Raw genomic sequence first — 26,105 nt, 5'->3', positions numbered from 1 at the left:
CGGATACAAAGAATGATGGTGAATAGACGACAAGGGGGAGCATGAGATGGAAATCTATGTACTGTTGAAACGCACGTTTGATACGGAAGAAGCAATCCAACTCGAGAATGGTCAAATCGATGAGGATGGCGCTGAGTTCATCATTAACCCGTACGATGAGTATGCGGTAGAAGAAGCGATTCGTGTCCGTGATGCACAAGGGGGAACGGTGACGGTCGTGACGGTCGGACCGGAAGATGCGGACAAGGAATTACGAACAGCACTCGCAATGGGAGCGGACCAAGCAGTTCGCATCTCGATTGAAGATGATATCGAAGAGGCAGATCATTTCACGATTTCTGAAGTGCTCGCTGGTTATTTGAAGGAACAAACGGTTGATCTCGTCATCGCCGGAAACGTCGCAGTTGATGGCGGAAGTGGTCAAGTAGCACCACGCGTCGCAGAATTACTCGACATCCCTTATGTGACGACGATCACGAAACTAGAGCTCGACGGTACGAAAGCTGTCGTAACACGCGACGCTGAAGGGGATACGGAGACAATCGAAACAACACTTCCGTTACTCGTGACTGCGCAACAAGGGTTGAACGAACCACGTTACCCAAGTCTTCCGGGGATCATGAAAGCGAAGAAAAAGCCGCTAGAAGAACTCGAACTTGATGATCTCGAACTGGATGAAGACGAACTCACACCACGTCTAGAGACGATCGAGCGTTTCTTACCACCGAACAAAGCAGCCGGTAAGATCCTTGAAGGTGAACTAAACGAGCAAGTCGCACAGCTCGCATCATTATTACGCAACGAAGCAAAAGTGGTCTAAGGGGGAGAAACGAATGACAAAAGCATTAGTACTCGCAGAATCACGGGATGGCAGTTTACGGAATGTGTCGTTTGAGGCAATCGCAGCAGCGCGACGTGTCGCTGACGAAGTCATCGCAGTCCTGATTGGACACGATGTTGCAAAGGATGCGGATGCACTAGCATCACGCGGAGCGGACCAGGTGCTCGTCGTCGAGGATGAGCGTCTTCTACACTACACGCCAGACGGTTACGGACAAGTCTTCCTCGAGTTGATGAACCGGACGTCACCCGACGTGCTCGTCTTCGGACATACGTCGCTCGGCAAGGATCTATCACCGAAAATCGCGGCAAAATTGCAAGCCGGTTTGATCAGTGACGTGACGGCGATTGAAGGGGAAGGCGCGGAAGCAACGTTCATCCGACCGATCTATTCAGGGAAAGCATTTGAAAAAGTCAAAGTCGCAGAAGGCAAGACACTCTTTACGGTCCGTCCGAATAACATCGATCCGCTCGAAACGGGGAGTTCACAAGGCACGGTCGAGTCGGTCACAGTCGAGCTGAAGGATTTACGGACGATCGTCGCAGACATCGTACGTAAAGCAACAGGTGGTGTTGATTTATCAGAGGCAAAAGTCATCGTTGCGGGTGGACGCGGTGTCAAGAGCTCAGACGGCTTCGCACCGTTACAAGAACTAGCGGATGTTCTCGGAGGAGCAGTTGGTGCTTCGCGTGGTGCTTGTGATGCGGATTACTGCGATTATGCACTTCAAATCGGTCAGACGGGGAAAGTCGTTACACCAGACTTGTATATCGCGTGCGGGATCTCGGGTGCGATTCAACACTTAGCGGGGATGTCGAATGCCAAAGTGATCGTTGCGATCAATAAGGATCCAGAAGCGAACATCTTCTCTGTCGCGGACTACGGGATCGTCGGTGATTTGTTCGATGTCGTGCCACTATTGACAGCTGAATTCAAAAAAATGCTCGTTCACGGATGAGTTTGAAGACCGGTGCCATTATCATGGTGCCGGTTGTTTTTGCAGATTTTTCGCGTGAGCAGTTTCGTTTGTTGGAAGAGACTGCTATGATATACTCAAATCAATAAAGAGATCACCCATTTTTTTACCGGGTCGATCTACTCATTAGGAGGTTATGATCAATGGCAATCGTACACGCAACTAGCCAATCATTTAAAGAAGAAACACAAGAAGGACTCGTCCTTGTTGATTTTTGGGCAACATGGTGTGGACCATGTCGTATGCTCGCACCTGTTCTTGAAGAACTCGATGCTGACATGCAAGATGTAAAAATCGTCAAAGTCGACGTAGATGCAAACCCAGAAGTAGCTGGAGCATTCCAAGTTCAAAGTATCCCGACACTCGTTCTCTTCAAAGATGGACAACCTGTCAACAAAACAATGGGCTTCATGCCAAAAGACGCACTTAAAGAATTCGTTGAAACATCTAACTAATTCTTTCCTGCATATCAAAACAGACCGTTCTGCACAGGCAGAACGGTCTGTTTTTTTTAGATTACATTGGCGTACAAAGTTCAATCAGGTGACCATCGGGGTCGAGGACATAGGCGACGACTTGCCCCCATGGTTTTTGTACAGGCGCGAGGACGGTCTCATATCCTGCCTCCACCACCTTCTGAAATAGAGTAGGGACGTCATCCGTGATGAAACCAATCTCTAACGTCTGTTGTGTTTTTCCACTCGGTATCGTGTAATCCGGAATCAACTGTTGCACGTCTTCACGCGTATTGAAGGCGAGTGTCGTCTGACCGGTCTCGAACTCGATGTAGCTGCCGTGCTCCGCCTTGACGGGTAGTCCAAGAACGTCTCGATAGAATGCCAGCGTCCGTGCCGTGTCTTCAACGTATAAAATCGTATAGCCGTATTGGATCATCCAAAAGCCTCCTGTCAATCCTCGAATAACGAAGCGATGTCTGAAGCAGGTGTCGGGTAAGCGAATCCAGTCTGTTGCATCGAAGTACTTGGAATCCGGTGCTGCATCGCAAACGAGAAATAGTTTGCTAGTTCCGCTGCATTGACACCGATGAAGTGTGCGCCAAGGACTTGATCATCTTCCCCGACGAGCACTTTCGCCCGAGCGAAACTGTCCTTGATCCGTACGTTCGTTTGCCAAGCGGACGTATCAATCAAGCGACCACGATAAGGAATACCTGCTTTTTTCAAAGCAGCTTCCGTCTCACCAACGAGGGCGAGGTTCGGCGCGGTGAATACGACGCTAGGTACAGGAAGCAGCTCTAGTTTCCGATTGTTCCCTTCGAGCATGTTATCAGCAGCGAGTCGTCCTTCGGTTCCAGCGAACGGTGTCAAGGCAGGATTCCCGCTGACAGCGACGTCTCCTGCAGCATAGATATGTTCCACAGAAGACTGGAGATATTCATTGACGTGAATTCCTTTTTCATTATGTGCAACGCCGATAGTTTCAAGTCCGAGCTGATCGATACTCGCGACACGTCCAGTCGCGTTCAAGACGACGTCGGTCTTCAACACGTCACCGTTCGATAAACGAAGTGAGTCCTCTTCGTAAGCGACGACTTCTGCTTCTTTGATGATCGAGATACCAAGTGCCCGTGTGGCTTCTAACAGCACATCGACCAATTCACTTTCGAATTGTTTTAAGGCGTTAGAACGTAAGACGATCGTGACGTCTGCGCCAGCAATACGAGCGAGATGGGCGAACTCGAACGAGATATAACCGCCACCGATGCAGACGAGTCGGCGTGGAAGTTCTTTCAGTTCAAGAAACTCATTACTTGTTATGAAACGCTCACTACCGGGTACAGATAATTCGCGAGGTCGTAAACCTGTTGCGATTAAAAACTGTTTCCCTTCGATTTCTTCTTCACCAATTCGAAGACGATGTGAAGACACGAAATGCGGTTCTCCATGGAAATAGTCGATGTCCGTTTCCGCGTACCGTTTTCGTGTTTGCTCAGGAATAGCACGTGTATATTCATTCTTACGCTCCATCAATTGGCGCCAATCAATCGAAATTAATCCTTTGACGCCGTATCCGAGTAAACGTTCGACAGCATCTTTCGTCTCACTACCCGTCAATAAGATTTTTTTGGCGTCACATCCACGCTGTGCGCATGTACCTCCTGGAGTGAAATTCTCAACGATGGCAACACGTAGTCCTTTTTCGATGAATTTATAAGCCGCTTGATTTCCAGCAGAACCCGTTCCAATCACAATGCAATCATATGTACGCATTTTTCATCCTCCGTATGTCATAATCAATGCATGGTATTTACCCGAACGAATAAAACTAAAAACGGTGAAAGGAGACATTTATTTGGGACATCAAGAACATATCAAAGCGAAACTATCCCTTTTGCCGGATGAGCCGGGATGTTATCTACACAAAAACGAATTCGGCGAAGTCATCTATGTCGGAAAAGCAAAAAATCTCAAAAACCGAGTCCGCTCTTATTTCACGGGAGCACATGATATTAAGACGGAACGTCTCGTCGCGGAAGTCCGTGATTTCGAATACATCATCACAGCCAGTGAACTCGAAGCGTTGCTGCTTGAGATGACACTAATTAAGAAACATGATCCGAAATACAATATCATGCTGAAGGATGATAAATCTTACCCGTACTTGAAAATTACGAATGAGACCTATCCACGATTGATTACGACACGTAAGTTAAAAAAGGACGGCGGTCATTACTTCGGTCCGTATCCGAATGCGTATGCAGCGAACGAAACAAAACGTCTGTTAGATCGTTTATATCCGTTACGTAAATGTCAGCCGATGCCGAAGAAACTCTGTCTGTATTATCATATTGGACAATGTCTCGGCCCATGTGAAATCCCGAATCTTGAATCGGAACAAAAAGCACTCGTATCGGAAATCCGACGGTTCTTGTCGGGCGACACGAAGGAACTCGTTGAAAGCTTGAAGCACAAGATGGCGGAAGCAGCCGAAACAATGGAATTCGAACGTGCAGGAGAATTGCGCGATCAAGTAAGGGCGATCGAGTCAATCATGAACAAACAAAACATGATCACAGCGGATCTGACGTCACGTGACGTATTCGGGATCCATGTCGATAAAGGCTGGATGTGTGTCCAAGTCTTCTTCCTTCGCGGCGGAAAGATGATCGAACGTGATGTCTCGCTTTTCCCGATCTATGGTACGCCGGCAGAAGAGCTCGAGAGCTTCATCGTCCAGTTCTACGAAAAGAACATCAAGCCAAGTGAAGTCTATGTACCGCCACTCGTCAATCAGTTGTTACTCAAAGAGGCGCTATCGATTAAAATTCACGTTCCGGTCCGAGGATCAAAACGGAAATTACTTGATTTAGCGACGAAGAATGCTGAAAATGCGATCTCGGAACGCTTCGAGTTGTTAGCAAAAGATGAGAAACGGACCGTTCAAGCAGTCGAAGAACTCGCCGATGCGATTGACGTTCATCCACTGTCACGGATCGAAATCATCGATAACGCGAACATTCAAGGTGCGGATGCCGTCTCGGCACTCGTCGTCTTTGAAGACGGTAAACCGCTTAAGAAGGAATACCGGAAGTTCAAGATCCGGACGGTGCAAGGACCCGATGACTATGAATCGATGCGGGAAATCGTGCGCCGTCGGTATCGTCGGTTGTTACTTGAAGGAGCGCGCCTTCCAGATCTCGTCCTGATTGACGGAGGAGTTGGACAGTTGAATGCTGCTTTAGAAGTCATTCAAGATGAACTCGGTTTATCCCTGCCAGTCGGGTCATTAAAAAAGGATGACAAACACCGGACAAGTCAGTTGTTGTTCGGAGAAGGTGCACGGTTAATTGAACTAAGTCCGCGTTCAAGTGCGTTTTATCTACTTCAACGCATGCAAGATGAAGTCCATCGGTTCGCGATCACGTTCCACCGCTCGCTCCGTTCAAAAGGGATGACTCGTTCCTTGCTCGACGAGATTCCAGGAGTCGGACCGAAACGACGCCAACAGTTGATTCGTCATTTCGGATCGATGCGTAGCTTGCGACGCGCAACGATCGAACAGTTGGCGGAAGCAGGATTACCTGTCAAGTTAGCGGAAACCGTCGCTGAATATTTAAGTCAAGCGAATGAAGAATGAAAAAAAGCCGTCCTCTTGTGAACTGAACCAAAAAAGTTAGACAATAAATAATTTGTCAGGCGACCTTGAGGACCTGAGTCCGGTATTCAACCGGGCTCAGGTTTTTTAGTCGTCTCTTGATACGACGATGGTTATAGTACTCGATGTAACGCTCGAGCTCACATTTGAAGTGGTCCATGTCATCGAACTCCTTGAGATACAGGAGCTCTGACTTGAGCACGGCGAAGAAGCTTTCGATGGCTGCGTTGTCGAGACAGTTGCCCTTACGGGACATGCTTTGCGTAATGCCGTGCTCGTGGAGCGTACCAGTGAACGCTCTGTATTGATAATGCCACCCTTGATCGGAATGAAGGATTGGGCGCGCCTCTCCGTCGAGCTTCCCGATTGCCTGATCTAACATTTCGCCAACGAATCGATATGTAGGACGGTCCGATAGGGTATAGGCGATGATCTCACGGTTTCCCAAGTCCATCATCGGAGAAAGGTAGAGCTTCTCTCCGAACAGGTGAAATTCAGTGACGTCAGTCACCCATTTCTGGTTCAGACCGGTGGCCTTGAAGTCACGTTGAAGAAGATTCGGTGCGACCTTTCCGACCCGTCCTTTATAGGAGCGGTATCGCTTCATGCGGACGAGACATTTGAGACCGAGTTCGTTCATGAGACGGCGCACGGTCTTCGGATCGTGCCGGAAGCCCTGGCGTTCGAGAAGTGCGTGGATGCGACGATAGCCACATCGTCCTTCGTGTTCGTGGAAGAGGGTATGGATGGCCGCCTTCACTTCCGCATACTTGTCTTCGCCCGTCAGGCGCGTCCGCCAATAGTAATAAACGCTTCGTGCCATACCGAGCACGCGGAGGAGTCCCGGAACGGGATAGATTGATCGCAATTCATCGATTACTTGTGCCTTGATCCGGTTCGTCGCGCATTCTCTTCTTGAACCAAGGCTTTCAATTTTTTTAACGCAGCGTTCTCCATCTCGAGATACTCGATCCGCTCTTTGAGCTTCTCGACTTCTGTCATCTCTTCAAATTCCTTCTTCTTGCGTCTCGCCATCGGGGCACGTCCTTTCGGTCTGGCGACCAGACCTGCGGTCCCTTCCCGATCATACGTCGATCGCCATCTCGAGATCATCCCCGGGGAGGAAATTCGGTATTTTACGGCCGTCTCTCTATTGGACAGCTTATTGGTCGCCATGTCGTTTAATACCTCCAGTTTAAATGCCAGCGAGTGTGTTGTATAGGAAGGATCGAAGATCGTTTCCCCCCAACGCTCATAGAGACGTGACCACTCACGGACCAGGTTATGCGCTATCCCGAATTCTTTCGCCACACCTCGGTATCCGTCTCGTCCTGTTAGATAACGCTCAGCGACTTGGACTTTAAACGCCTTTGTATATTTGACCATAAAAAACACCCCATAAAAGTTGGATTTTATGTCCAACTTTTATGGGGCAGTTCACTTGAAGAGGGCGGCTTTTTTAGTGATTAGTTGTTGATGTACTTCTCGTAGTATGAACCAAAGTCACGCTGGTTCCACTGATGGTAGTGACCTTGTAGCCACTCGAAGGATTGTTCGGACAACTCCTTGAATGTTTGCGGCACGTTCATGTCACCTTGACGAAGTCCGCCGAGAATCGTGACCGAATGATTCAATGAGCTGTTTGCGAACTCGAGCATCTTTTGTCCTTCATACTGTTTTTCAGCGATGGCAAGAAGTGTTTTATAAAGATCTTTCACATGTTCGAGTTGTTTCTTATCGACGTCGATCGAATAATGTTTACCACCAATCTCGAATTTGATCTCGACATCAAGATCTACTGTTCCCGCCGTTTCGAACATGACGTGGCGAATCGGATAGTGTGCGTACGGATAACGATACAAAACGCGTTTCGAACTGACGGCACTTTCACCATCGAGGTGAATTAAAGCCAGATTCGTAAAGCAATACTCGTCAGATTTGGACTTGATCAAGAAATAGATTTTTTCGCCGTCTTCATGTAAAACATAATCGTCAGCGGCTGCCTTGTCGAAATCATCAGGATGAATGACTTGTCCGATATCACTGAATCCCGTTAAATCTGCTGCTAGTTTTTTGAACATGTAAAGTTCCTCCTCGCGATTTGTGTACGCATGATTTTACGATCACTTACTGCAAAAAGTTTCAAGGATCTATTTCGATGTTGAAAATAAAGATTCCTGTCACATTCTATGTAAAGTTCAACCGATTGGTTCGAGTGGATCTTTTGGATCGATTTGGACCGTGATTTGAACAAGCTCTTTATTCGTCTCAGCATATCCTTCCGCAACACATCCGTTAAAACGGGAGAACTGTTCAGCGAGGAAACCGGCTTCGAGTTGAAAGTAGCCTTGTGGCCGTTCATCTCTCGTCGTATCAGGAGGAGACAGTACGAACGAGATGACCGTTCCTTTACGTTTCTTGATTTCGAGCATTCCCCAACCGGCTTGTTCAAAGAATGAGGCCAATTCAGATTCATCCACGACAGGGAATTGACGCGCGAGACGTTTACCTGCCCAGTAGATGACTTGCCGATAATCCGACCCTAGAAGATCGGTCAGCACATAATCCCGGATCAGTTCGATTCCGAAAAGTGGTGTTTGGTTTGGTGTAACATCCATCATGATTCACTCCTATCTGCCAACCATTATACCGAGATGATTCTAGCAGGTCATTGTTTTCCTGAAAAAATTTGCAGTTAAATGCAACGGCTCGGGTTGTCTTCTAAAAAGGACAGGAGTAGAATAAGTGATGAAAAGACGAATTTCCTTATGAAAGCGCTTTTCTACCAAAATGCGCCAACGGTTGATTGGCAAACAAAAGGGGGGATTTGGATGGCGAATCATCGTGATTTCGTGAGTCGTAAAATACACTCACTGCTCGGCGTCATTCCAATCGGGTTATTTTTACTTTCGCACTTAACGACGAACTACTTCATCGTACGTGGTGAGGAAGACTTCAATAAGGCCGCGGAATTCGTGGGGAGCGTTCCGTATCGATTGTTCTTAGAGATCTTTGTCATCTTCATTCCAATCATTTTGCATGGTGTCTACGGTGTTTACATCGCATTCACGGGTTCTGCGAACGCGGGACGATATACTTATTTCCGGAACTGGATGTATGTCTTGCAACGGTTTAGCGGAGTGTTCCTCGTCGTGTTCATCACATGGCACGTTTGGGAGACTCGGATTGCCGCTGCGATGGGAACAGAAGTTGATGCGGGCATGATGCAGAACATCGTTGATAACGGATTCATGTTAGCGTTCTATATCGTCGGGATCTTGGCAACGACATTCCACCTCGCGAACGGACTCTGGACGTTCTGTATTACTTGGGGAATCACGCAGTCACCAGCATCTCAACGGGCGATGTCTTACGTGGCAGCACTCGTATTCATCGGTTTATCGTTTGTAGGCGTACGCTCGATCTTAACGTTTGCAGGCGTGTTGTAAGGAAAGGGGAACTGACAACATGGCGAACAAGAATCTTGTCATCATCGGCGGAGGGCTTGCCGGTCTGATGGCTACGATAAAAGCAGCAGAGCAAGGCGTACCAGTTAAGTTATTCTCACTCGTACCCGTCAAACGCTCACACTCTGTTTGTGCACAAGGTGGCATCAACGGAGCAGTCAATACGAAAGGGGAAGGGGATTCACCATATCAGCATTTCGATGACACGGTATACGGTGGAGACTTCCTCGCAAATCAACCACCTGTTCAAAAAATGGCAGAAGCAGCACCGAAGATCATCCATATGTTCGACCGCATGGGTGTCATGTTCAACCGGACACCGGAAGGGTTACTCGACTTCCGACGCTTCGGAGGAACGTTGCATCACCGGACGGCATACGCGGGAGCGACGACGGGGCAACAGTTATTGTACGCATTAGATGAACAGGTTCGTAAGTTCGAAGCGCAAGGTTTGGTAGAAAAATATGAAGGATGGGAATTCCTTCGTGCCATCATCGATGACAATGGCATCTGTCGTGGAGCGGTTTGTCAAAACCTCCGGACGATGGAAATCGAGGCATTTGCCGCGGATTCTGTCATCCTCGCGACAGGTGGTCCTGGGGTCATCTTCGGAAAATCGACGAACTCGGTTATCAACACAGGACAAGCGGCAGCAGCTGTCTATCGTCAAGGTGCGATCTATGCGAACGGTGAGTTCATCCAGATTCACCCGACAGCGATTCCTGGGGATGATAAATTACGTCTCATGAGTGAATCAGCACGTGGTGAGGGCGGTCGCGTCTGGACGTATAAAGACGGTAAACCTTGGTACTTCCTTGAAGAGAAATATCCGGCATACGGAAACCTTGTCCCACGAGATATCGCGACACGCGAGATTTTTGACGTCTGTGTCAATCAAAAACTCGGAGTCAACGGGGAGAACATGGTCTATCTTGATCTATCACATAAAGACGCAAAAGAACTCGATGTCAAACTCGGTGGGATCCTTGAAATCTACGAAAAGTTCGTCGGTGATGATCCACGAAAAGTACCGATGAAAATTTTCCCGGCTGTTCACTATTCAATGGGTGGACTATGGGTCGACTACGATCAGATGACGAATATTCCTGGACTATTCGCAGCAGGCGAATGTGATTATTCGATGCACGGAGGAAACCGTCTCGGAGCGAATTCACTTCTTTCTGCGGTATATGGTGGAATGGTCGCCGGACCGTCAGCGATCGCGTATATGAATGAACTTGAAACATCGGTTCATGAGATGAGCGAAGACGTCGTCGAAGCGCATAAGATCGAAGAAATCAATCGTTTTAACGATATCTTATCGATGGAAGGTACAGAAAACGCGTATCAGATCCACCGTGAACTTGGAGAAATCATGACGGATAATGTCACGGTCGTCCGTTATAACGATAAGCTCGAAGAGACACTCACGAAAATCAAGGAACTTCGTGATCGGTTCACGCGCATTTCGGCAACGGACACAGCGCGTTGGAGTAACCAAGGAGCGTCGTTCATCCGTCAGCTCGATCACATGCTCGACTTAGCCGAAGCAATTACGCTCGGCGCCTTAAAACGTGACGAGAGTCGCGGGGCGCACTACAAACCGGACTTCCCGGAACGTAATGATGAACAGTTCTTGAAGACAACGATGGCTCGATATACGAATGGTCATCCAGAAATCTTCTATGAAGATGTCGACACGTCGTTGATTCCACCGCGGAAACGCGACTACAGTAAGAAGTCGAAGAAAGAGGTGAAAGCATAATGGCGACACCACTCGAATCATCTACTACGCAAAAATCGGTTCAATTCATCGTTCAACGTCAAGATGGACCTGATGGTAAACCGTATGATGAAGCGTTTGAAATTCCGTACCGTCCGAACATGAACGTCATCTCTGCTTTAATGGAGATTCGTCGTAATCCTGTGAATGCAGCCGGTGAAAAAACGACACCGATCAACTGGGATATGGGTTGTCTAGAAGAAGTATGTGGCGCTTGTTCCATGGTCATCAACGGTACGCCACGTCAATCGTGTACGGCACTCGTCGATAAACTCGAACAACCGATCCGCCTTCAACCGATGCAGACATTCCCAATCGTTCGTGACCTTCAAGTCGACCGTCAGCGCATGTTTGATGCGTTGAAAAAAGTTAAAGCATGGGTCCCAATCGATGGAACGTACGACTTAGGTCCAGGACCACGGATGCCAGAGAACAAACGTCAATGGGCGTATGAGTTATCGAAATGTATGACATGTGGCGTGTGTCTCGAAGCATGTCCGAACGTCAACGATCGTTCGACGTTCATCGGACCAGCATCGATCTCGCAAGTTCGTCTATTCAACTCGCATCCAACAGGTGCCTTCCATAAGGAAGAACGTCTTGAAGCGTTGATGGAAGATGGCGGGATCATGCAGTGCGGTAATGCTCAAAACTGTGTCGAGGTTTGTCCGAAAGGCATTCCGCTGACGACTTCGATCGCAGCGATGAACCGTCAGACGACACTTCACTCATTCAAGAAGTTCTTCGGTAGTGACGAAGGACGGACAGGTGAAGCAGTTAGTTCATAAGTTATTAAAGAAGGAGCCTGCTCCTTCTTTTTTCATTCAGACAGGAGGAACCGATTGTGCGCGTACCAGCTTATATTTCAGAACTCGAATCATGGCTTGAACAAATGAAACATGGAACACGACTCGACGTCGCTGTTCGTTTTGCAGAGACGGATGCCTATGGTCATATGAATAACAGGGTACCGTTCATCTATTTCGAGGACGTTCGGACATTGATGTTAGAGGAGACCGGATACTCGCTTGCAGAAGACGGGATCATCGTCGTTGCGGATGCCCAGTGTAATTACATTCGCCAAGTGTATCCACGGACACGTCTCGCCGTCTATGCGTACCCAGTACATGTCGGAAGTGCATCGTGTGACGTCCATTATGCGGCATTTGATGAACAGGGTGAATTGATGTTCACAGGACGGACATCGATGGTACAAATCAATCGTGCCGGGAAAGCATTCCCATGGAGTGAGGCATATAAAAATTCCTTGCAGAATCGATTCGAATCCGTTATCATTTGATAATGAGTTCACATATTCGAAAACGACTCACTAGTACGTTATTAGTGAAGGGAGATTTCTTAATCATGGAAAAAACATTCAAAGTCATCGCGGATTCAGGCATTCACGCTCGTCCCGCTACTCAGCTCGTCAACACAGCTTCTAAATTCCAATCAGACATCAACTTGGAATACAACGGAAAGACTGTCAACTTGAAGTCAATCATGGGTGTTCTTTCACTCGGAATCGCGAAAGATTCAGATATCAAAATCGTTGCAAACGGTGACGATGCTTCTGAAGCAATCACGACTCTTTCAGATATGCTGACTAGCGAAGGTCTTGCTCAGTAATCCTGTAATCGTACATTCTCGGACGCCGGTCTTGCACCGTCGTCCTTTTTTGTTACCATAAGATTGATAGAAAGAGGTGGAGAAGAGTGAATCGAGCGATTGGAGTACTGGATTCCGGAGTCGGTGGATTGACGGTCGCACGTGAATTGATGCGACAGTTGCCCCATGAGCGAATCATCTATGTCGGGGATACACTACGTTGTCCGTATGGTCCGCGTCCAGAAGAAGAAATTCGTGAGTTTACGTGGGAGATGATTGATTATCTCGTACAACAAGATGTGAAATTGATCGTGATCGCCTGTAATACAGCTACGGCTGTCGTCTTAAAAGAAGCGCGAGAACGTTTAAATATACCTGTCATCGGTGTCATTGATCCTGGGGCCCGTGCGGCAGTCAAGGTGACGCGTACGAAACGAATCGGTGTCATCGGAACGAAGATGACGATTACAAGTAATTCCTACGAGAAGGCATTACGCCACGTCGAAGGACAAGTCGTCGTCGAATCGTTAGCGTGCCCGCCGTTCGTCCCGCTCGTCGAGTCGATGCAGACAGACGGTGCGTACGTCGAACGTGTCGTTGCCAATACCTTACGACCATTGATGAATTACGATATGGATACATTGATCCTCGGGTGCACCCATTACCCGCTCCTAGCAGATGTGATTGGACGGGTCATCGGACCAGGCGTCCAACTAATCTCTTCAGGAGACGAGACAGCGCTCGAGGTAGCAGCACTACTTGATTACAATACGATTTCAGCAGATGTGACACAAATTCCGGAACATCGTTATTACGCGACAGGCGATATCCGCTCATTTGATCAGATTGCGACGGACTGGCTCGATCAGACCATCCATGCGGAGCGCATCGTGCTTGGAACGGAGGAAGATTAAATGCGGATAGACCAACGAACGGCGGATGATCTCCGTCCTATTCAATTATCGATTGATGTCAATAAACACGCAGAAGGTTCTGTCTTGATTGAACTGGGAGATACGAAAGTCCTCTGTACGGCGACCGTCGAGGAGAAGGTGCCACCGTTCCTTCGCGGTAAACGCCAGGGCTGGATCAATGCGGAATATTCGATGTTGCCGCGTGCGACGGCTCAGCGGACCGCACGAGAAGCCGTCCGCGGCAAACAGACGGGACGGACGATGGAAATCCAACGTCTGATCAGCCGCTCGCTTCGGGCCGTCGTTGATTTAGAGAAGCTCGGGGAACGAACAATCTGGATCGATTGTGACGTTATTCAGGCAGATGGCGGTACACGAACGGCATCGATCACTGGTGGTTTTTTGGCACTCGTCCGAGCAGTCGATCAATTGATTCAAGCGGGAAAACTGACAGATACACCGATCAAAGAGGGCATCGCAGCCATCTCGGTTGGAATCGTCGAGTCGAATGTCTTGCTCGATCTATGCTATGAAGAGGACGCTGCGGCGGAAGTCGACTTCAATCTCGTCATGACCTCATCGGGTAAAATCGTCGAGATGCAAGCAACAGGAGAAGAGTCGACATTTTCCCGTCAAGAGATGCTCGAAATGCTCGAACTTGGGGAAAAAGGTATTAAGGAACTGATTGAGGCTGGCCGTGAGGCACTCGGTGTCTCTTGGTGGTATGTAGGAGAAGAAGTGGGGGAACATAGATGAAGGTCATCGTCGCAACACACAATGCAGGTAAAGTGAAGGAACTTGAAAGCATGCTGGGTCGTCTCGGTTATACGGTCGAGTCGTTACTCGATCACGCCGATGCTCCGGAAACGGATGAAACAGGTGAGACATTCGAGGAGAATGCACTTTTAAAAGCAACAGAGGCAGCAGCCTACTTTGGCCACGCGGTACTTGCTGATGATTCAGGTCTTGAAGTCGATGCTTTAGATGGCGCTCCCGGCGTCTACTCAGCACGCTTCGCGGGACTTGAAAAGTCGGATGCGGCGAACAATGCTCTACTACTTGAAAAGTTAGAAGGTGTTCCGGAGGAAGAGCGGACGGCGCGCTTCGTTTGTGTACTCGCGCTAGCGAAACCAACGGGTGAGACATTGACGGTTCGTGGAACGATGGAAGGGCGAATCGGTTTTGAGGCGTCGGGTTCGAACGGTTTCGGTTATGATCCATTGTTCGTCACAGAAAGCGGACAGACGGCTGCTGAATTGACGAAAGAAGAAAAAGCGATGATTAGTCATCGTGGCAATGCATTGCGCAAGCTCGAACAGGACTTAACTACTTTCTTAGGAGTGTGATGAAGATGAGAGCGTTGATCGTTAGTGATAGTCATGGACTAGAACAAGAACTGCTTACGATATTCGAACGTCACCAAGACGTAAATGCGGCATTTCATTGTGGGGACTCCCAATTGACGCGCGACATCGAATCATTATATCCATATCGTGTTGTGCGAGGGAATTGCGATTACGGACACGATTTTCCGGAAGAAGTCGTATCGGAAATGGATGGTCATACCATCCTCTGTGTCCACGGGCATCGGCAGGACGTCAAATACAGTCTAGATGTCTTACAGCATCATGCGAAGGAAAAGCAGGCGGACATCGTCTTATATGGTCATTCCCATGTGGCGAAGGCTGAATATCGGGACGGTGTGTTATTCATCAATCCAGGTTCAATCCGGATGCCACGTCATCGACCAGACAAGACGTATGCGATTCTTGAAGTGGATCAAAACCGTTATTCTGTCGATTTTCTTAATGTGAACGGTGACCCGGTAAATGCCCTTCATCTGGACGGAACATTTTTGTAATATAATAATTGCAATGTTTGTAATGTGATTGACACGAAAGAATTGTTCTAGTATAGTTTATTCGTGTTGACACGTCCCAATAGCTCAGCAGGATAGAGCAACGGCCTTCTAAGCCGTCGGTCGGGGGTTCGAATCCCTCTTGGGACGCTATAATTAAAATAGAGACTGCCCTTACGAGGGTGGTCTCTTTTTTTTATTCCGATTTTCGATTATAATTAAGGTATCATGAACTCGAAAGGGATGAATGCTATGTGGAAGAAAGTTGGAGCAGTCCTTATGCTAAGTACGTTTCTTGCTGGATGTAGTGAGATTTCAAATACAGTCGACGATGCAAAACAACAAGTCAACGATGTAAAAAATAGTGTCGATTACGCTGGAGAACTTCAAGGCATTGCAAAAGATACGGCACAAGTCACGTCAGATTTGTCGGCTTCCTTGAATGAGGCGGCTACGACAGCGCGTGAATCTGCGAACCCTGAACAGGCACTCGATCAACAAATCGAAAAGTTGAAGGAAAACGGAACGATTGATCAGTTCAATCAAGAACTGGATCAAATCGATCAACGATTAGCGGGACTTGAAAATCCGCCGCAAGAATTGCAAAATTTAAGTGCAAAACTCGAGCAGTACGTGAATCAATCGGAAGATATCGCTCGATTACTTGAAGCTGACGTCTCATTAGATACGTTGAATCGATTAGGAATCGAGCAGGCGGGACAACTTCAAGAAGCGATCACGAACTGGACGTCTTTACTCGATCCATTTACGAAATAAGAAGTTGAACATGAAGGAGTGCCGGAATATGGGGACATCGCGCTGGATGGAACATGAACTAGAAGTAGAACGAGCGCGGATTCTTCGTTTGACCGCTTCTAAACAAGAACAATTGATTATGGAATTAGAGACTGACCAATTGACAGGAGAAGATGTCTTACACCGGCTCTATGTCATTCAACCACTCTTAATGCATGACCGTGAACGATTTGAAACAGTGGCAGAACGATTTCTTGAAGTCGAGGGTGTCGAGCAAGTACTCGCACTCTTTCTTTATGAACTCGGAGAACGTTATCCGATGAAACTCGCTTTGCGCTCGGCGTCACCGTATCTGCCTTATGGGCTCGCGCTTCAATTAGATGAAATCAAACAACAGATGCGTGTTCGCGAACAAAAGCCGGCAGTTCAAAACAACCCTGTTGCGCAGCGTGAGGTAACAGCAGCAACGGAATTGATGCATGTGTTGCGACACGGCAGTTGGGTCGAACAAATGCGCCAATTGACCGGTGTGGAATTCGAACGGACACATGAGCTCATTGCATACATCACACAAAAATACCTTCAGGCGCAAGAGACAGCACATCAAAGTCTACTCGTCATTGATCAGTTATTAGGAAGCGTGCTTCATCACGTGCCATATCCGGTAAGCATTCATGTGCCACACTTAGATGTAGACTGGACGATCTCGTCACGTGAAGAGTTAGAAGAAATCCTGCTAGTACATCAACAGGAGCAACAAGCGTTACTGGCATCGATGCATACGTTAGAGCGAATGGATCCGTTTCGAGCGTTGCTCGTCCTGCGATCGGATCAATTGATCCATCTTGAAGAACGAGAACGAATCGGAGCAGACATGGAGAAGTGGCTCGCAGCATGCGAAGAACTCGCAGGTCTGACATTTGAACGTGAAGAACCGGAACGTATCCTCAGTCCGCTGGCGAAGCGGTTATATCGAGCGGCGCATATCCTTTATCCGGAAGTCATTGCATTCGAGCAAATTTACTTCGATTGAGACATCAGGAAACGATTCGTTCAACAGTGGTAATCGTCAGAACGATTGTGCTATAATGTGACTTGTTGTACACACATGTACGCTAATTGACAATTTTGGAGGGACTCAGCATGACTGCAAAATGGGAAAAACAATCAGGTAGCCTCGGCGTCCTCACGTATGAAGCGCCTGCTGAAGCATTTGATAAAGCGGTAGACCAAGCGTTCAAGAAAGTCGTTAAGACTTTGAACACACCTGGTTTCCGTAAAGGAAAAATGCCACGCGCAATGTTCAACAAAATGTACGGTGAAGAAGCACTGTACCAAGATGCACTCGATATCCTTTACAAGGACACAATCGAAGGTGCAGTCGTCGAATCAGGAATCGAGCCAATCGCGCTTGAGAACATCGACGTTGAAACACTCGAAAAAGGCAAGCCAGTCGAATTCAAAATCACGTTCGTCATCGAGCCAGAAGCTACACTCGGTGAGTACAAAGGTCTTGAGTACACAGCAGTTGAAACGAACGTTACTGACGAAGACGTCGACGCTGAACTCAAAACATTGCAAGAACGCGGTGCAGAACTCGTCGTTAAAGAAGATGGCGTCATCGAGAATGGCGATACAGTCGTATTCGACTTCGCAGGTTTCGATGGGGAAAACCAATTCGACGGCGGAACTGCTGAGAACTACTCACTCGTCATCGGTTCTGGAAACTTCATTCCTGGATTCGAAGAGCAAATGGTCGGTTTAAAAACTGGCGAGCAAAAAGATCTTGAAGTGACATTCCCAGAGGAATACCACGAAGCATCACTCGCTGGAAAACCAGTTACATTCAAAGTAACGATCCACGAAGTTAAAGCACAAGAGCTCCCTGAATTGACAGATGAGTTCGCAAAAGAAATGGATGAAGAAGTTTCTTCACTCGACGAGTTGAAAACAAAAATTCGTACGCGTCTCGAAAACACACGCAAACAAGAAGCTGATGCTTCAATGCGCGATGAGTTAGTCGAAGCGGCTACGAAAAACGCGACAGTTGATCTTCCAGAAGTCATGGTCGAAAACGAAGTCGAGCGTATGGTTCAAGAGTTCACACAACGTATTCAATCACAAGGCATCGACCTCAACATGTACTTCCAGTTGACTGGAACGACAGAAGAGGCAATGCGTTCTGAAATGAAAGAGCAAGCGGAAGAGCGCGTTAAAGCACGTCTCGTCCTCAAGCAAATCGTTGCTGACGAAAAAATCGAAGTAACAGATGAGGAAACTCAAGCTGAACTTCAATCAATGTCAGAACTCTACAACATCCCTGCAGATCAACTTGAAACGATGCTTGCACCACAAGGTGGTCTTGAAACGCTTAAAGGCGATCTTCAATTCCGTAAAGCTATCGATGTTCTCGTCGACAACGCAAAAGCAAAATAAGCCATTTCATGGTTTTCGATCGACTTCAAGCCCAATTTCTGGTCTTGGAGTCGATTTTTTTGTACGATAGGTCAAACAAGGACAAACGATCCTTGGTTCAGAACATCAAACTGTAAATCGTTCGTCCAGGATTTGAAAGACTTTCCTTGTTCATGCTACAATCATAAATAGTAAAACGTGAGACGGGATGCTACAGGCGTCCATACAATTTCCACGTTAAAGGGGTGGACCTTTATGTTTAAATTTAACGAAGAAAAAGGTCAGCTAAAATGTTCTTTCTGTGGAAAGACACAAGAACAAGTACGCAAACTTGTTGCTGGACCTGGCGTTTACATTTGCGACGAGTGTATCGAACTCTGCAATGAAATCGTAGAGGAAGAACTCGGTACTGAAGAAGAAGTCGAGCTGAAAAATGTTCCAAAACCGCATGAAATTCGTACGACACTTGACGATTATGTCATCGGTCAGGAGAAAGCTAAGAAATCGTTGTCTGTAGCGATGTACAATCACTATAAACGAATCAATGCTGGTGGTCGCGCAGATGATGTCGAGCTTTCGAAATCGAACATCGTCATGATTGGACCAACAGGTAGCGGTAAAACACTTCTTGCCCAAACGATGGCACGTATCTTGAACGTACCGTTTGCGATTGCAGATGCAACAAGTTTGACGGAAGCCGGTTATGTTGGTGAAGACGTCGAGAACATCCTATTGAAACTCATCCAAGCAGCGGACTACGATGTTGAGAAGGCTGAAAAAGGCATCATCTACATTGATGAGATCGATAAGATTGCTCGTAAATCAGAAAACCCGTCGATTACACGTGACGTATCTGGTGAAGGTGTCCAACAAGCCTTGCTGAAGATTTTGGAAGGAACGGTTGCGAGTGTACCGCCACAAGGTGGACGGAAACACCCACATCAAGAATTCATCCAAATCGATACGACGAACATCTTGTTCATCGTCGGTGGCGCATTCGATGGTATCGATCAGTCGATCAAACGTCGTCTTGGTAAAAAAGTCATCGGATTCGGAAACGATTCAGAGAACCGTAACCTTACACAAAAAGAAATTCTAGCAGCTGCATTACCAGAAGATCTTCAAAAGTTCGGTTTGATTCCGGAGTTCATCGGTCGTTTGCCGGTCATGGCGACGCTCGAGCCACTTGATGAAGAGGCACTCGTTCAAATCTTGACGAAACCGAAAAACGCCCTCGTGAAACAATATAAGAAAATGCTTCAACTCGATGATGTCGAACTCGACTTCACGGAAGATGCACTTCTTGAGATTGCAAAACTTGCAATCGAACGTAAAACAGGTGCGCGTGGTCTTCGTTCGATCATCGAAGAAACTATGCTTGATATCATGTTCGAAATCCCATCGCGTGAAGACATCGCGAAAGTCATCATTACAGCAGAAACGTTGACTGGTAAACGCGGTCCAACGCTTGAGTTGAAAGATGGTACAATTGAACATGGGAAAGAAAAAGAAACGGCGTAACACCGTGACAAATCGGCTCGGAGGCTACTTGTACGCCTTTCCGAGTCTTTTTGTTTAGGAGGAATTCGAATGAAGAAAAAACAATATCCACTTTTACCGTTACGAGGTGTCGTCGCGTATCCGTTGATCGGATTGACGATCGATGTCGGGCGTCCGGTATCCTTGAAAGCCTTACTTGCATCAAAGGAACACGAAATCGATCTCGTCGTCGTCACACAGCGTGATCCAGAAGCAGAGCCGTCTGTCGACGGGTTGCATCAGGTTGGTACGCTCGTTCAAATCGCGAAGATGAGTGAACTCGGGAATGATACGGTCCGTGTCCGCGTCATCGGGAAGGAACGCGTCCGGATCGAAAACGTCGAGGAGACGGACGAGGGTTATCAAGCCGTCATTGAACCAATCGAGAAGATGGACATCAAAGGAGCGAAACAAGAAGCGCTCGTTCGTCTCATCAAAGAACAGTTTGGTCAACTCGTCTCCCGGATCAAAGGAATCGGAACCGATGAACGTCGCCGGTTCGAGACATACGAACGCCTCGATTCATTGACGGACTATATTACGTCGAAGCTACCAATCGATATTTCGAAGAAGCAGGAGTTTCTCGAACAACAGGATCCGGTCGAACGAGGATTGATGTTGCTTGATGTCATGAAACACGAATATGAAGTCGTCGAACTCGAACGTGAGATGCGTGAACGGACGAAGAAGACGATTGAACAATCGCAACGCGAGTATTACTTGCGGGAACAATTGAAGACGATTCAACAAGAACTCGGTGGCGAGTCGGCTTCTGTTGAAAGCGATGCGACGAAATACCGGGAGCAGCTAGCGATGCTTGATTTACCAGAAACGACGGTTGCAAACGTCGAGAAGGAAATCAGTCGTTTAGCGGTCGTACCGGCGACGAGTCCCGAACATGGGGTCATTCGCAACTATCTCGAATGGTTCTTCTCGTTGCCGTGGAATGAAGCAACCGATGATTTCTTGAACGTCTCAGCTGCTTCGGAACAGCTTGAAAAGGACCATTACGGTCTAGAGAAGGTCAAAGAACGAATCCTTGAGTATCTTGCCGTTCGTCAATTGACCGACTCATTGCGTGGACCGATTCTTTGTCTTTCTGGTCCTCCAGGAGTCGGGAAAACGTCGCTTGCCCGTTCGATTGCTACAGCACTTGAGCGGAAGTTCGTCCGTGTCTCACTTGGTGGCGTGCGCGACGAAGCGGAGATTCGTGGACATCGCCGGACGTATATCGGTGCGATGCCAGGACGGATCATTCGCGGTTTAAAACAAGCAAGAACGAACAACCCGGTCTTCCTGCTCGATGAGATCGATAAGATGTCAAATGACTTCCGTGGTGATCCGTCGTCCGCGATGCTCGAAGTTCTTGATCCGGAACAAAACAACAGCTTCTCCGATCACTATATCGAAGAACCGTTCGATCTATCGAACGTTCTGTTCATCGCGACAGCGAACGATGTCTCAAACATCCCCGGACCGTTGCTTGACCGTATGGAACTGATTCAAATCGGTGGCTATACGGAACAAGAGAAGACGGAGATCGCCGTTCGTCATCTCTTATCGAAGCAACTGGCTGAACACGGTCTGAAAAAGAGCCAATTGACGGTCAAAGCAGACGCGCTAGAAGAAGTCGTCCGTCGTTATACACGAGAAGCCGGTGTCCGGAATCTCGAACGTGTCCTCGGCTCACTTTGCCGGAAAGCAGCGAAACAAATCGCGATGGGTGAGAAGAAACGGGTGACGGTGACGAAGCGTAATCTGGACGATTTCCTAGGCAAACCGATTTACCGCTATGGTCAAGGCGAGCTCGAAGATATGATTGGCGCGGTGACTGGTTTAGCGTATACTGCTTTTGGGGGCGATACGTTGACGATCGAAGTCAGCCTTGCTCCAGGTAAAGGGAAATTGCAGTTAACCGGGAAACTCGGGGATGTCATGCAAGAGTCGGCTCAGACCGCGTACAGCTTCGTCCGAGCGAATGCGACGTCCCTTGGCATCGAACCGAACTTCTACGAAACGCAAGACATTCACATCCACGTTCCTGAGGGTGCCGTACCAAAAGATGGTCCATCTGCTGGGATCACACTCGCGACAGCATTGATTTCCGCTTTAACAAAACGTCCGGTTCGCCGAGACGTCGGAATGACGGGTGAAATCACGTTGCGTGGACGTGTCTTACCAATCGGTGGACTAAAGGAGAAGTCACTCGCAGCACACCGTGCGGGCTTGACGACCGTTCTACTACCGCAAGACAATACGCGGGACATCGATGATATCCCGGAAAGCGTCCGCGCAGGAATGGAATTCATTCCGGTCGCGACGATGGAGCAAGTGCTCGAACATGCATTAAAAGGAGAGTAACATGAAAATTTATAAAGCTGATTTTATTACGAGTGGCGTCAATCCGGAACATTATCCGGAGCCATTGTTGCCAGAAGTGGCACTCGCTGGGCGATCGAACGTCGGAAAGTCCTCTTTCATCAATAAACTGGTCCAGCGTAAAGCACTCGCGCGGACATCTTCGAAACCAGGTAAAACGCAAACCTTGAACTTCTTCAACATCAATGATGAAGTCATGTTCGTTGATGTACCGGGTTACGGATATGCGAAAGTCTCAAAGACGGAGCGTGAAGCGTGGGGCAAAATGATGGAGAAGTACTTCACACAACGGGAAATCCTCAAAGGTGTCGTACAGCTCGTCGACATCCGACACGATCCGTCTGCGGACGATGTGACGATGTATGATTTCTTGAAGTATTACGATCTACCGGTCATCGTCGTTGCGACAAAACTCGATAAAATCAAGAAGAGTCAACGTGATAAACATATCGCGGCGATTAAACGTAAGTTGCAATTTGATGGTCAAGATACATTGATTCCTTTCTCATCTGAGACTGGAGAAGGCGTCGATGCAGCGTGGGAAGCCATTTATCGCTTACTATGAATTGATGTTAAGCCTATGAAATCAGTAAGATTTCGTAGGCTTTTTTTATGTATGGTACATAAGATATGTTTTATGAAAAAACTATTATTTCGTAATATAGTGTGTAAGAATAGCTATAATGACTATGTAATAAATGGGAGTGTGAATGGTTTGGATTTGCTTCGAAATAAATGGTTTAAGGCATTAATCTGGGTATTGGTGATTTTTCTCGTTATCTGGGTCGGTACAAAGATCTCATTTTTATTCCAGCCGATTAAAGTCATGCTGGCATTAATCTTCCCACCGCTGATCATTGCGGGGATTTTCTATTATTTCACGCTCGGTATCGTAGATGCATTGCAAAAACGCGTCAAGAAACGTGGTCTTGCCGTGTTGATCGTCTTGCTTGGTTTCATCACGATTCTGACGATTGCTGTCGCTTCGATCGGACCGATCTTAGTCGAGCAGGTGACGGATTTTGCGACAAGCATTCCGACGCTCGTCATCGAATTGCGCGATCAGACGTTAAACTTACGCGATCAATTGATGGACAATCGTTTCATCTCGACATGGGTTCACGAGAATACGGACTTATTTGACAAGTGGACGAATGAAGCAACGTCGTATATTGGTACAGTCTTTAAGTCTGTCTCGACGTCTGTCGGAACGATTTTCGGTGTCATCTCTTCGACCGTCTTAATCATTGTCTTAGTGCCGTTCATCTTAGTTTACATGTTGCTTGACGGCTATAAGTTTCCGGATTCCGTCGTGAAGCTGTTGCCGAAAAGCTATGAAACAGAAACGCGTAAAATCTTGCACGATATGCACGTGACAGTGAAGCATTATGTCAATGGACAGGTTATCGTCTCAATCTGTGTCGGTCTCATGTCATTGATTGGCTTCTTCATCTCAGATATTCAATATGCGTTACTGCTTGCCTTATTCTGTACGGTCACGAACATCATTCCATATCTTGGACCTTACATCGGTGCTGTACCAGCGGTCATCGTCGGGTTCATCGATGATCCGATCAAAGCCGTCTATGCGATCATCACGATCGTCGTCGCGCAGCAAATCGAGTCGAACTTGATTTCTCCTTATGTCCAAGGGAAAACACTCAAGGTTCATCCGCTGACGATCATCATCGTCTTGCTCGTTGCTGGGAAAATTGGTGGAATCATTGGTGTCATCCTAGCAGTTCCGACCTATGCGGTCACAAAAGTCGTCATTCAAAATATCGCTCGGATCTATCGTTTACGTCAGCAACGTCTCGACGTACCGGACGTGACGGTATCACCTGAATCCTTGAAGTAAAGTGTAACCCTCTGACCTTTTTAGGAGCAGAGGGTTTGTGATTTTCATGAGAGAGGGATAAGGTAGAAGAAGAGAAAAAATGAAGAAGATTTCACAACTTCGACTCATTTTAGTTTATAAATTGATTGGAATCTTTTTTATAATGGTTATAATGTAGGATAGAGAACGAAAAGATAGATCGGAACGAAATCTTTGGACGTAAGGGGTAGAGCGCATGCATATCGTAGTGGTCGGCTTGAATAACAAAACAGCGCCTGTATCAATACGCGAACAAGTCTCATTTGGGGAGCATGAGATGAAGGGAGCGGTCGTCGCATTGCGCGATGAAAAAAGTATTTTTGAAAGTGTCATCGTCTCGACATGTAATCGGACGGAACTGTACGTCGTGACGGATCAGCCACATACAGGACGATATTATACGAAACGTTTCCTTGCAAACTGGTTCGGTTTGACGATGGAGGAACTCGAGCCGTATCTCTTCATTCATGAAGGGTTTGATGCGATGAAGCATCTGTTCCGCGTGACAAGTGGACTTGATTCGATGATTGTCGGTGAAACGCAGATCCTTGGTCAAGTGAAGACAAGCTTCTTCATGGCGCAGAAGCTTGAAACGACAGGAACGGTCTTCAATAAACTCTTCAAAGAAGCGGTCACGCTCGCCAAACGGGCTCACGCAGAAACTGGAATCGGTGAAAATGCCGTTTCTGTCAGTGCTGCTGCTGTCACGCTTGCCGAACAGTTACTTGGATCGCTTGAAGATAAATCAATCGTCGTCATCGGTGCGGGAGAAACCGGCGAATTGACGACGCTCAACCTATATGAAGCAGGGGCACGCGATATCACGGTCTTTAACCGGACGTTAGCTAAAGCAGAAGAGGTCGCGAATCGGTTCGAAGGATCGGCACATTCGATTAACGAGATGCAGTGCGGTTTGCTTCGGGCAGACATCGTCATCTCTTCAACAGGTGCCAAACGTGCCATCATCAAACGGGAAGACATCGCGGCAGCACAGCTGTTCCGGCACGATCGTCCATTCCTCTTGATCGATATCGCCGTACCAAGGGACATTGAACCGACCGTCGGTGATTTACCGGGTGTTCATTTGTACGATGTCGATGATTTGACATCGATTGTCCAACAAAACATGGCGGAACGGATGAAGGAAGCGGCGAAGATCGAACAACGGATCGAAGCAGCAATCGCTGAGTTCGAAGGTTGGATGACGACACTTGGTGTCGTACCGATCATCACGGAATTACGAGACCAGGCATTGCGGATTCAACAAGAAACGATGCAAAGCTTGGAACGGAAATTACCGGATATGTCAAAACGCGAAAAAACCGTCATTGGCAAACACATGAAATCAATCATCAACCAGTTGTTGCGTGAGCCGTTGTCTTATATTAAAGATGCGGCAGCGAAGCCAGATGCCGATGAGCGGATTGCGCAGTTCATGGATACGTTTGCATTAAACGAAGACTTGTTCGAAGGGCTCGAAGATGATGTCATGACATCAGAAGAGACGACACCTTCTGCAAAAGCTGTGAACCGGTGAACAAAGCACGATTTGTGTTACAATAGAAAATGCATGGGGC

General features: G+C 47.5%; 26 protein-coding genes and 1 tRNA gene. 22 read left to right on the top strand and 5 right to left on the bottom strand.

The genetic code is table 11. The features are described from left to right. Positions 1-46: 46 nt before the first annotated feature. From MKY22_RS11630 to trxA, 3 genes are all read left to right on the top strand, one after another. A complete protein-coding gene (locus MKY22_RS11630) occupies positions 47-820 on the top strand; it encodes an electron transfer flavoprotein subunit beta/FixA family protein (RefSeq protein WP_023468996.1) in 774 nt (257 codons plus the stop codon). 13 nt (positions 821-833) lie between these two features. Continuing rightward, positions 834-1,799 (top strand): electron transfer flavoprotein subunit alpha/FixB family protein, encoded by a 966-nt coding sequence (locus MKY22_RS11625; protein ID WP_035406372.1) that lies wholly within the window; start codon positions 834-836, stop codon positions 1,797-1,799. Positions 1,800-1,960: 161 nt separating this feature from the next. Then, a complete protein-coding gene (gene trxA, locus MKY22_RS11620; RefSeq protein WP_023468994.1) occupies positions 1,961-2,272 on the top strand; it encodes a thioredoxin in 312 nt (103 codons plus the stop codon). Positions 2,273-2,333: 61 nt separating this feature from the next. Here trxA and MKY22_RS11615 read toward each other — a convergent pair whose 3' ends face one another. Next, entirely contained in the window at positions 2,334-2,711 is a 378-nt protein-coding gene (locus MKY22_RS11615; protein ID WP_341088925.1) for a VOC family protein, read from the bottom strand. Positions 2,712-2,725: 14 nt separating this feature from the next. Next, positions 2,726-4,048, bottom strand: a complete 1,323-nt coding sequence (locus MKY22_RS11610; RefSeq protein WP_035396585.1) for a dihydrolipoyl dehydrogenase family protein — start codon at positions 4,046-4,048, stop codon at positions 2,726-2,728. Positions 4,049-4,130: 82 nt separating this feature from the next. Between MKY22_RS11610 and uvrC the strand changes: the two genes are divergently transcribed. Further along, positions 4,131-5,915, top strand: coding sequence for an excinuclease ABC subunit UvrC (gene uvrC, locus MKY22_RS11605; protein WP_341088923.1), 1,785 nt, complete (start codon positions 4,131-4,133; stop codon positions 5,913-5,915). A 55-nt stretch (positions 5,916-5,970) separates the two neighbouring features. Here uvrC and MKY22_RS11600 read toward each other — a convergent pair. The 3 genes from MKY22_RS11600 to MKY22_RS11590 form a co-directional block, all read right to left on the bottom strand. Beyond that, a protein-coding gene (locus MKY22_RS11600) for an IS3 family transposase (protein WP_445298366.1) occupies positions 5,971-7,319 on the bottom strand; the annotation gives its coding sequence in 2 pieces (ribosomal slippage) (positions 5,971-6,860 and positions 6,860-7,319; 1,350 coding nt in all). Between the two features lie 80 nt (positions 7,320-7,399). Next, positions 7,400-8,014, bottom strand: coding sequence for a PH domain-containing protein (locus MKY22_RS11595; protein ID WP_023468990.1), 615 nt, complete (start codon positions 8,012-8,014; stop codon positions 7,400-7,402). 117 nt (positions 8,015-8,131) lie between these two features. After that, positions 8,132-8,551 carry a YslB family protein gene (locus MKY22_RS11590; RefSeq protein ID WP_341088921.1) on the bottom strand — a complete coding sequence of 140 codons (420 nt, stop codon included), beginning with the start codon at positions 8,549-8,551 and terminating at the stop codon, positions 8,132-8,134. 213 nt (positions 8,552-8,764) lie between these two features. Here MKY22_RS11590 and MKY22_RS11585 point away from each other — a divergent pair, with 213 nt between their 5' ends. The 18 genes from MKY22_RS11585 to hemA all read left to right on the top strand — a co-directional run bounded on the left by MKY22_RS11585 (position 8,765) and on the right by hemA (position 26,065). Then, complete coding sequence (locus MKY22_RS11585) at positions 8,765-9,382, top strand: succinate dehydrogenase cytochrome b558 subunit (RefSeq protein WP_341088919.1); 618 nt, start codon at positions 8,765-8,767, stop codon at positions 9,380-9,382. A 19-nt stretch (positions 9,383-9,401) separates the two neighbouring features. After that, on the top strand, positions 9,402-11,165 hold the full coding sequence (gene sdhA / locus MKY22_RS11580; RefSeq protein WP_023468987.1) for a succinate dehydrogenase flavoprotein subunit: 1,764 nt from the start codon (positions 9,402-9,404) through the stop codon (positions 11,163-11,165). After that, positions 11,165-11,971, top strand: coding sequence for a succinate dehydrogenase iron-sulfur subunit (gene sdhB / locus MKY22_RS11575; RefSeq protein WP_023468986.1), 807 nt, complete (start codon positions 11,165-11,167; stop codon positions 11,969-11,971). Before sdhA ends, sdhB begins: the two co-directional genes overlap by 1 nt. Positions 11,972-12,027: 56 nt before the next feature. Then, positions 12,028-12,483 carry an acyl-CoA thioesterase gene (locus MKY22_RS11570; protein ID WP_290755031.1) on the top strand — a complete coding sequence of 152 codons (456 nt, stop codon included), beginning with the start codon at positions 12,028-12,030 and terminating at the stop codon, positions 12,481-12,483. Between the two features lie 65 nt (positions 12,484-12,548). After that, positions 12,549-12,812, top strand: coding sequence for a phosphocarrier protein HPr (locus tag MKY22_RS11565; protein WP_012371023.1), 264 nt, complete (start codon positions 12,549-12,551; stop codon positions 12,810-12,812). Between the two features lie 86 nt (positions 12,813-12,898). Then, entirely contained in the window at positions 12,899-13,705 is an 807-nt protein-coding gene (gene racE, locus MKY22_RS11560; protein ID WP_023468984.1) for a glutamate racemase, read from the top strand. Continuing rightward, positions 13,706-14,461 (top strand): ribonuclease PH, encoded by a 756-nt coding sequence (gene rph / locus MKY22_RS11555; RefSeq protein ID WP_023468983.1) that lies wholly within the window; start codon positions 13,706-13,708, stop codon positions 14,459-14,461. Next, the gene (locus MKY22_RS11550; protein ID WP_023468982.1) at positions 14,458-15,051 is read left to right on the top strand and encodes an XTP/dITP diphosphatase; all 594 of its coding nucleotides are present in this window, start codon (positions 14,458-14,460) and stop codon (positions 15,049-15,051) included. The genes rph and MKY22_RS11550 overlap by 4 nt, the downstream gene beginning before the upstream one ends. 5 nt (positions 15,052-15,056) lie before the next feature. After that, positions 15,057-15,566 carry a metallophosphoesterase family protein gene (locus tag MKY22_RS11545; RefSeq protein WP_341088906.1) on the top strand — a complete coding sequence of 170 codons (510 nt, stop codon included), beginning with the start codon at positions 15,057-15,059 and terminating at the stop codon, positions 15,564-15,566. Positions 15,567-15,639: 73 nt separating this feature from the next. Further along, positions 15,640-15,713: transfer RNA gene (locus MKY22_RS11540), tRNA-Arg, on the top strand. Between the two features lie 129 nt (positions 15,714-15,842). After that, a complete protein-coding gene (locus MKY22_RS11535; protein ID WP_235147586.1) occupies positions 15,843-16,340 on the top strand; it encodes a hypothetical protein in 498 nt (165 codons plus the stop codon). Positions 16,341-16,368: 28 nt separating this feature from the next. After that, positions 16,369-17,352 (top strand): hypothetical protein, encoded by a 984-nt coding sequence (locus MKY22_RS11530; protein WP_341088903.1) that lies wholly within the window; start codon positions 16,369-16,371, stop codon positions 17,350-17,352. 110 nt (positions 17,353-17,462) lie between these two features. Next, positions 17,463-18,755 carry a trigger factor gene (tig, locus tag MKY22_RS11525; RefSeq protein ID WP_029342286.1) on the top strand — a complete coding sequence of 431 codons (1,293 nt, stop codon included), beginning with the start codon at positions 17,463-17,465 and terminating at the stop codon, positions 18,753-18,755. 234 nt (positions 18,756-18,989) lie between these two features. Beyond that, positions 18,990-20,255 carry an ATP-dependent protease ATP-binding subunit ClpX gene (gene clpX, locus MKY22_RS11520; protein WP_023468977.1) on the top strand — a complete coding sequence of 422 codons (1,266 nt, stop codon included), beginning with the start codon at positions 18,990-18,992 and terminating at the stop codon, positions 20,253-20,255. A gap of 69 nt (positions 20,256-20,324) precedes the next feature. Then, positions 20,325-22,634, top strand: coding sequence for an endopeptidase La (lon, locus tag MKY22_RS11515; protein ID WP_341088900.1), 2,310 nt, complete (start codon positions 20,325-20,327; stop codon positions 22,632-22,634). A 1-nt stretch (position 22,635) separates the two neighbouring features. After that, on the top strand, positions 22,636-23,217 hold the full coding sequence (gene yihA / locus MKY22_RS11510) for a ribosome biogenesis GTP-binding protein YihA/YsxC (RefSeq protein WP_023468975.1): 582 nt from the start codon (positions 22,636-22,638) through the stop codon (positions 23,215-23,217). A gap of 99 nt (positions 23,218-23,316) precedes the next feature. Then, the gene (locus MKY22_RS11505) at positions 23,317-24,510 is read left to right on the top strand and encodes an AI-2E family transporter (RefSeq protein ID WP_341088896.1); all 1,194 of its coding nucleotides are present in this window, start codon (positions 23,317-23,319) and stop codon (positions 24,508-24,510) included. A gap of 214 nt (positions 24,511-24,724) precedes the next feature. Continuing rightward, positions 24,725-26,065 carry a glutamyl-tRNA reductase gene (gene hemA / locus MKY22_RS11500; RefSeq protein ID WP_035396598.1) on the top strand — a complete coding sequence of 447 codons (1,341 nt, stop codon included), beginning with the start codon at positions 24,725-24,727 and terminating at the stop codon, positions 26,063-26,065. Positions 26,066-26,105: the final 40 nt, after the last annotated feature.

The sequence above is a fragment of the Exiguobacterium sp. FSL W8-0210 genome (genome assembly GCF_038006045.1).
GTDB lineage: Bacteria > Bacillota > Bacilli > Exiguobacteriales > Exiguobacteriaceae > Exiguobacterium_A.
Note: the sequence above shows the minus strand (reverse complement) of the source record. Positions and strands in the feature narration are given on the sequence as shown.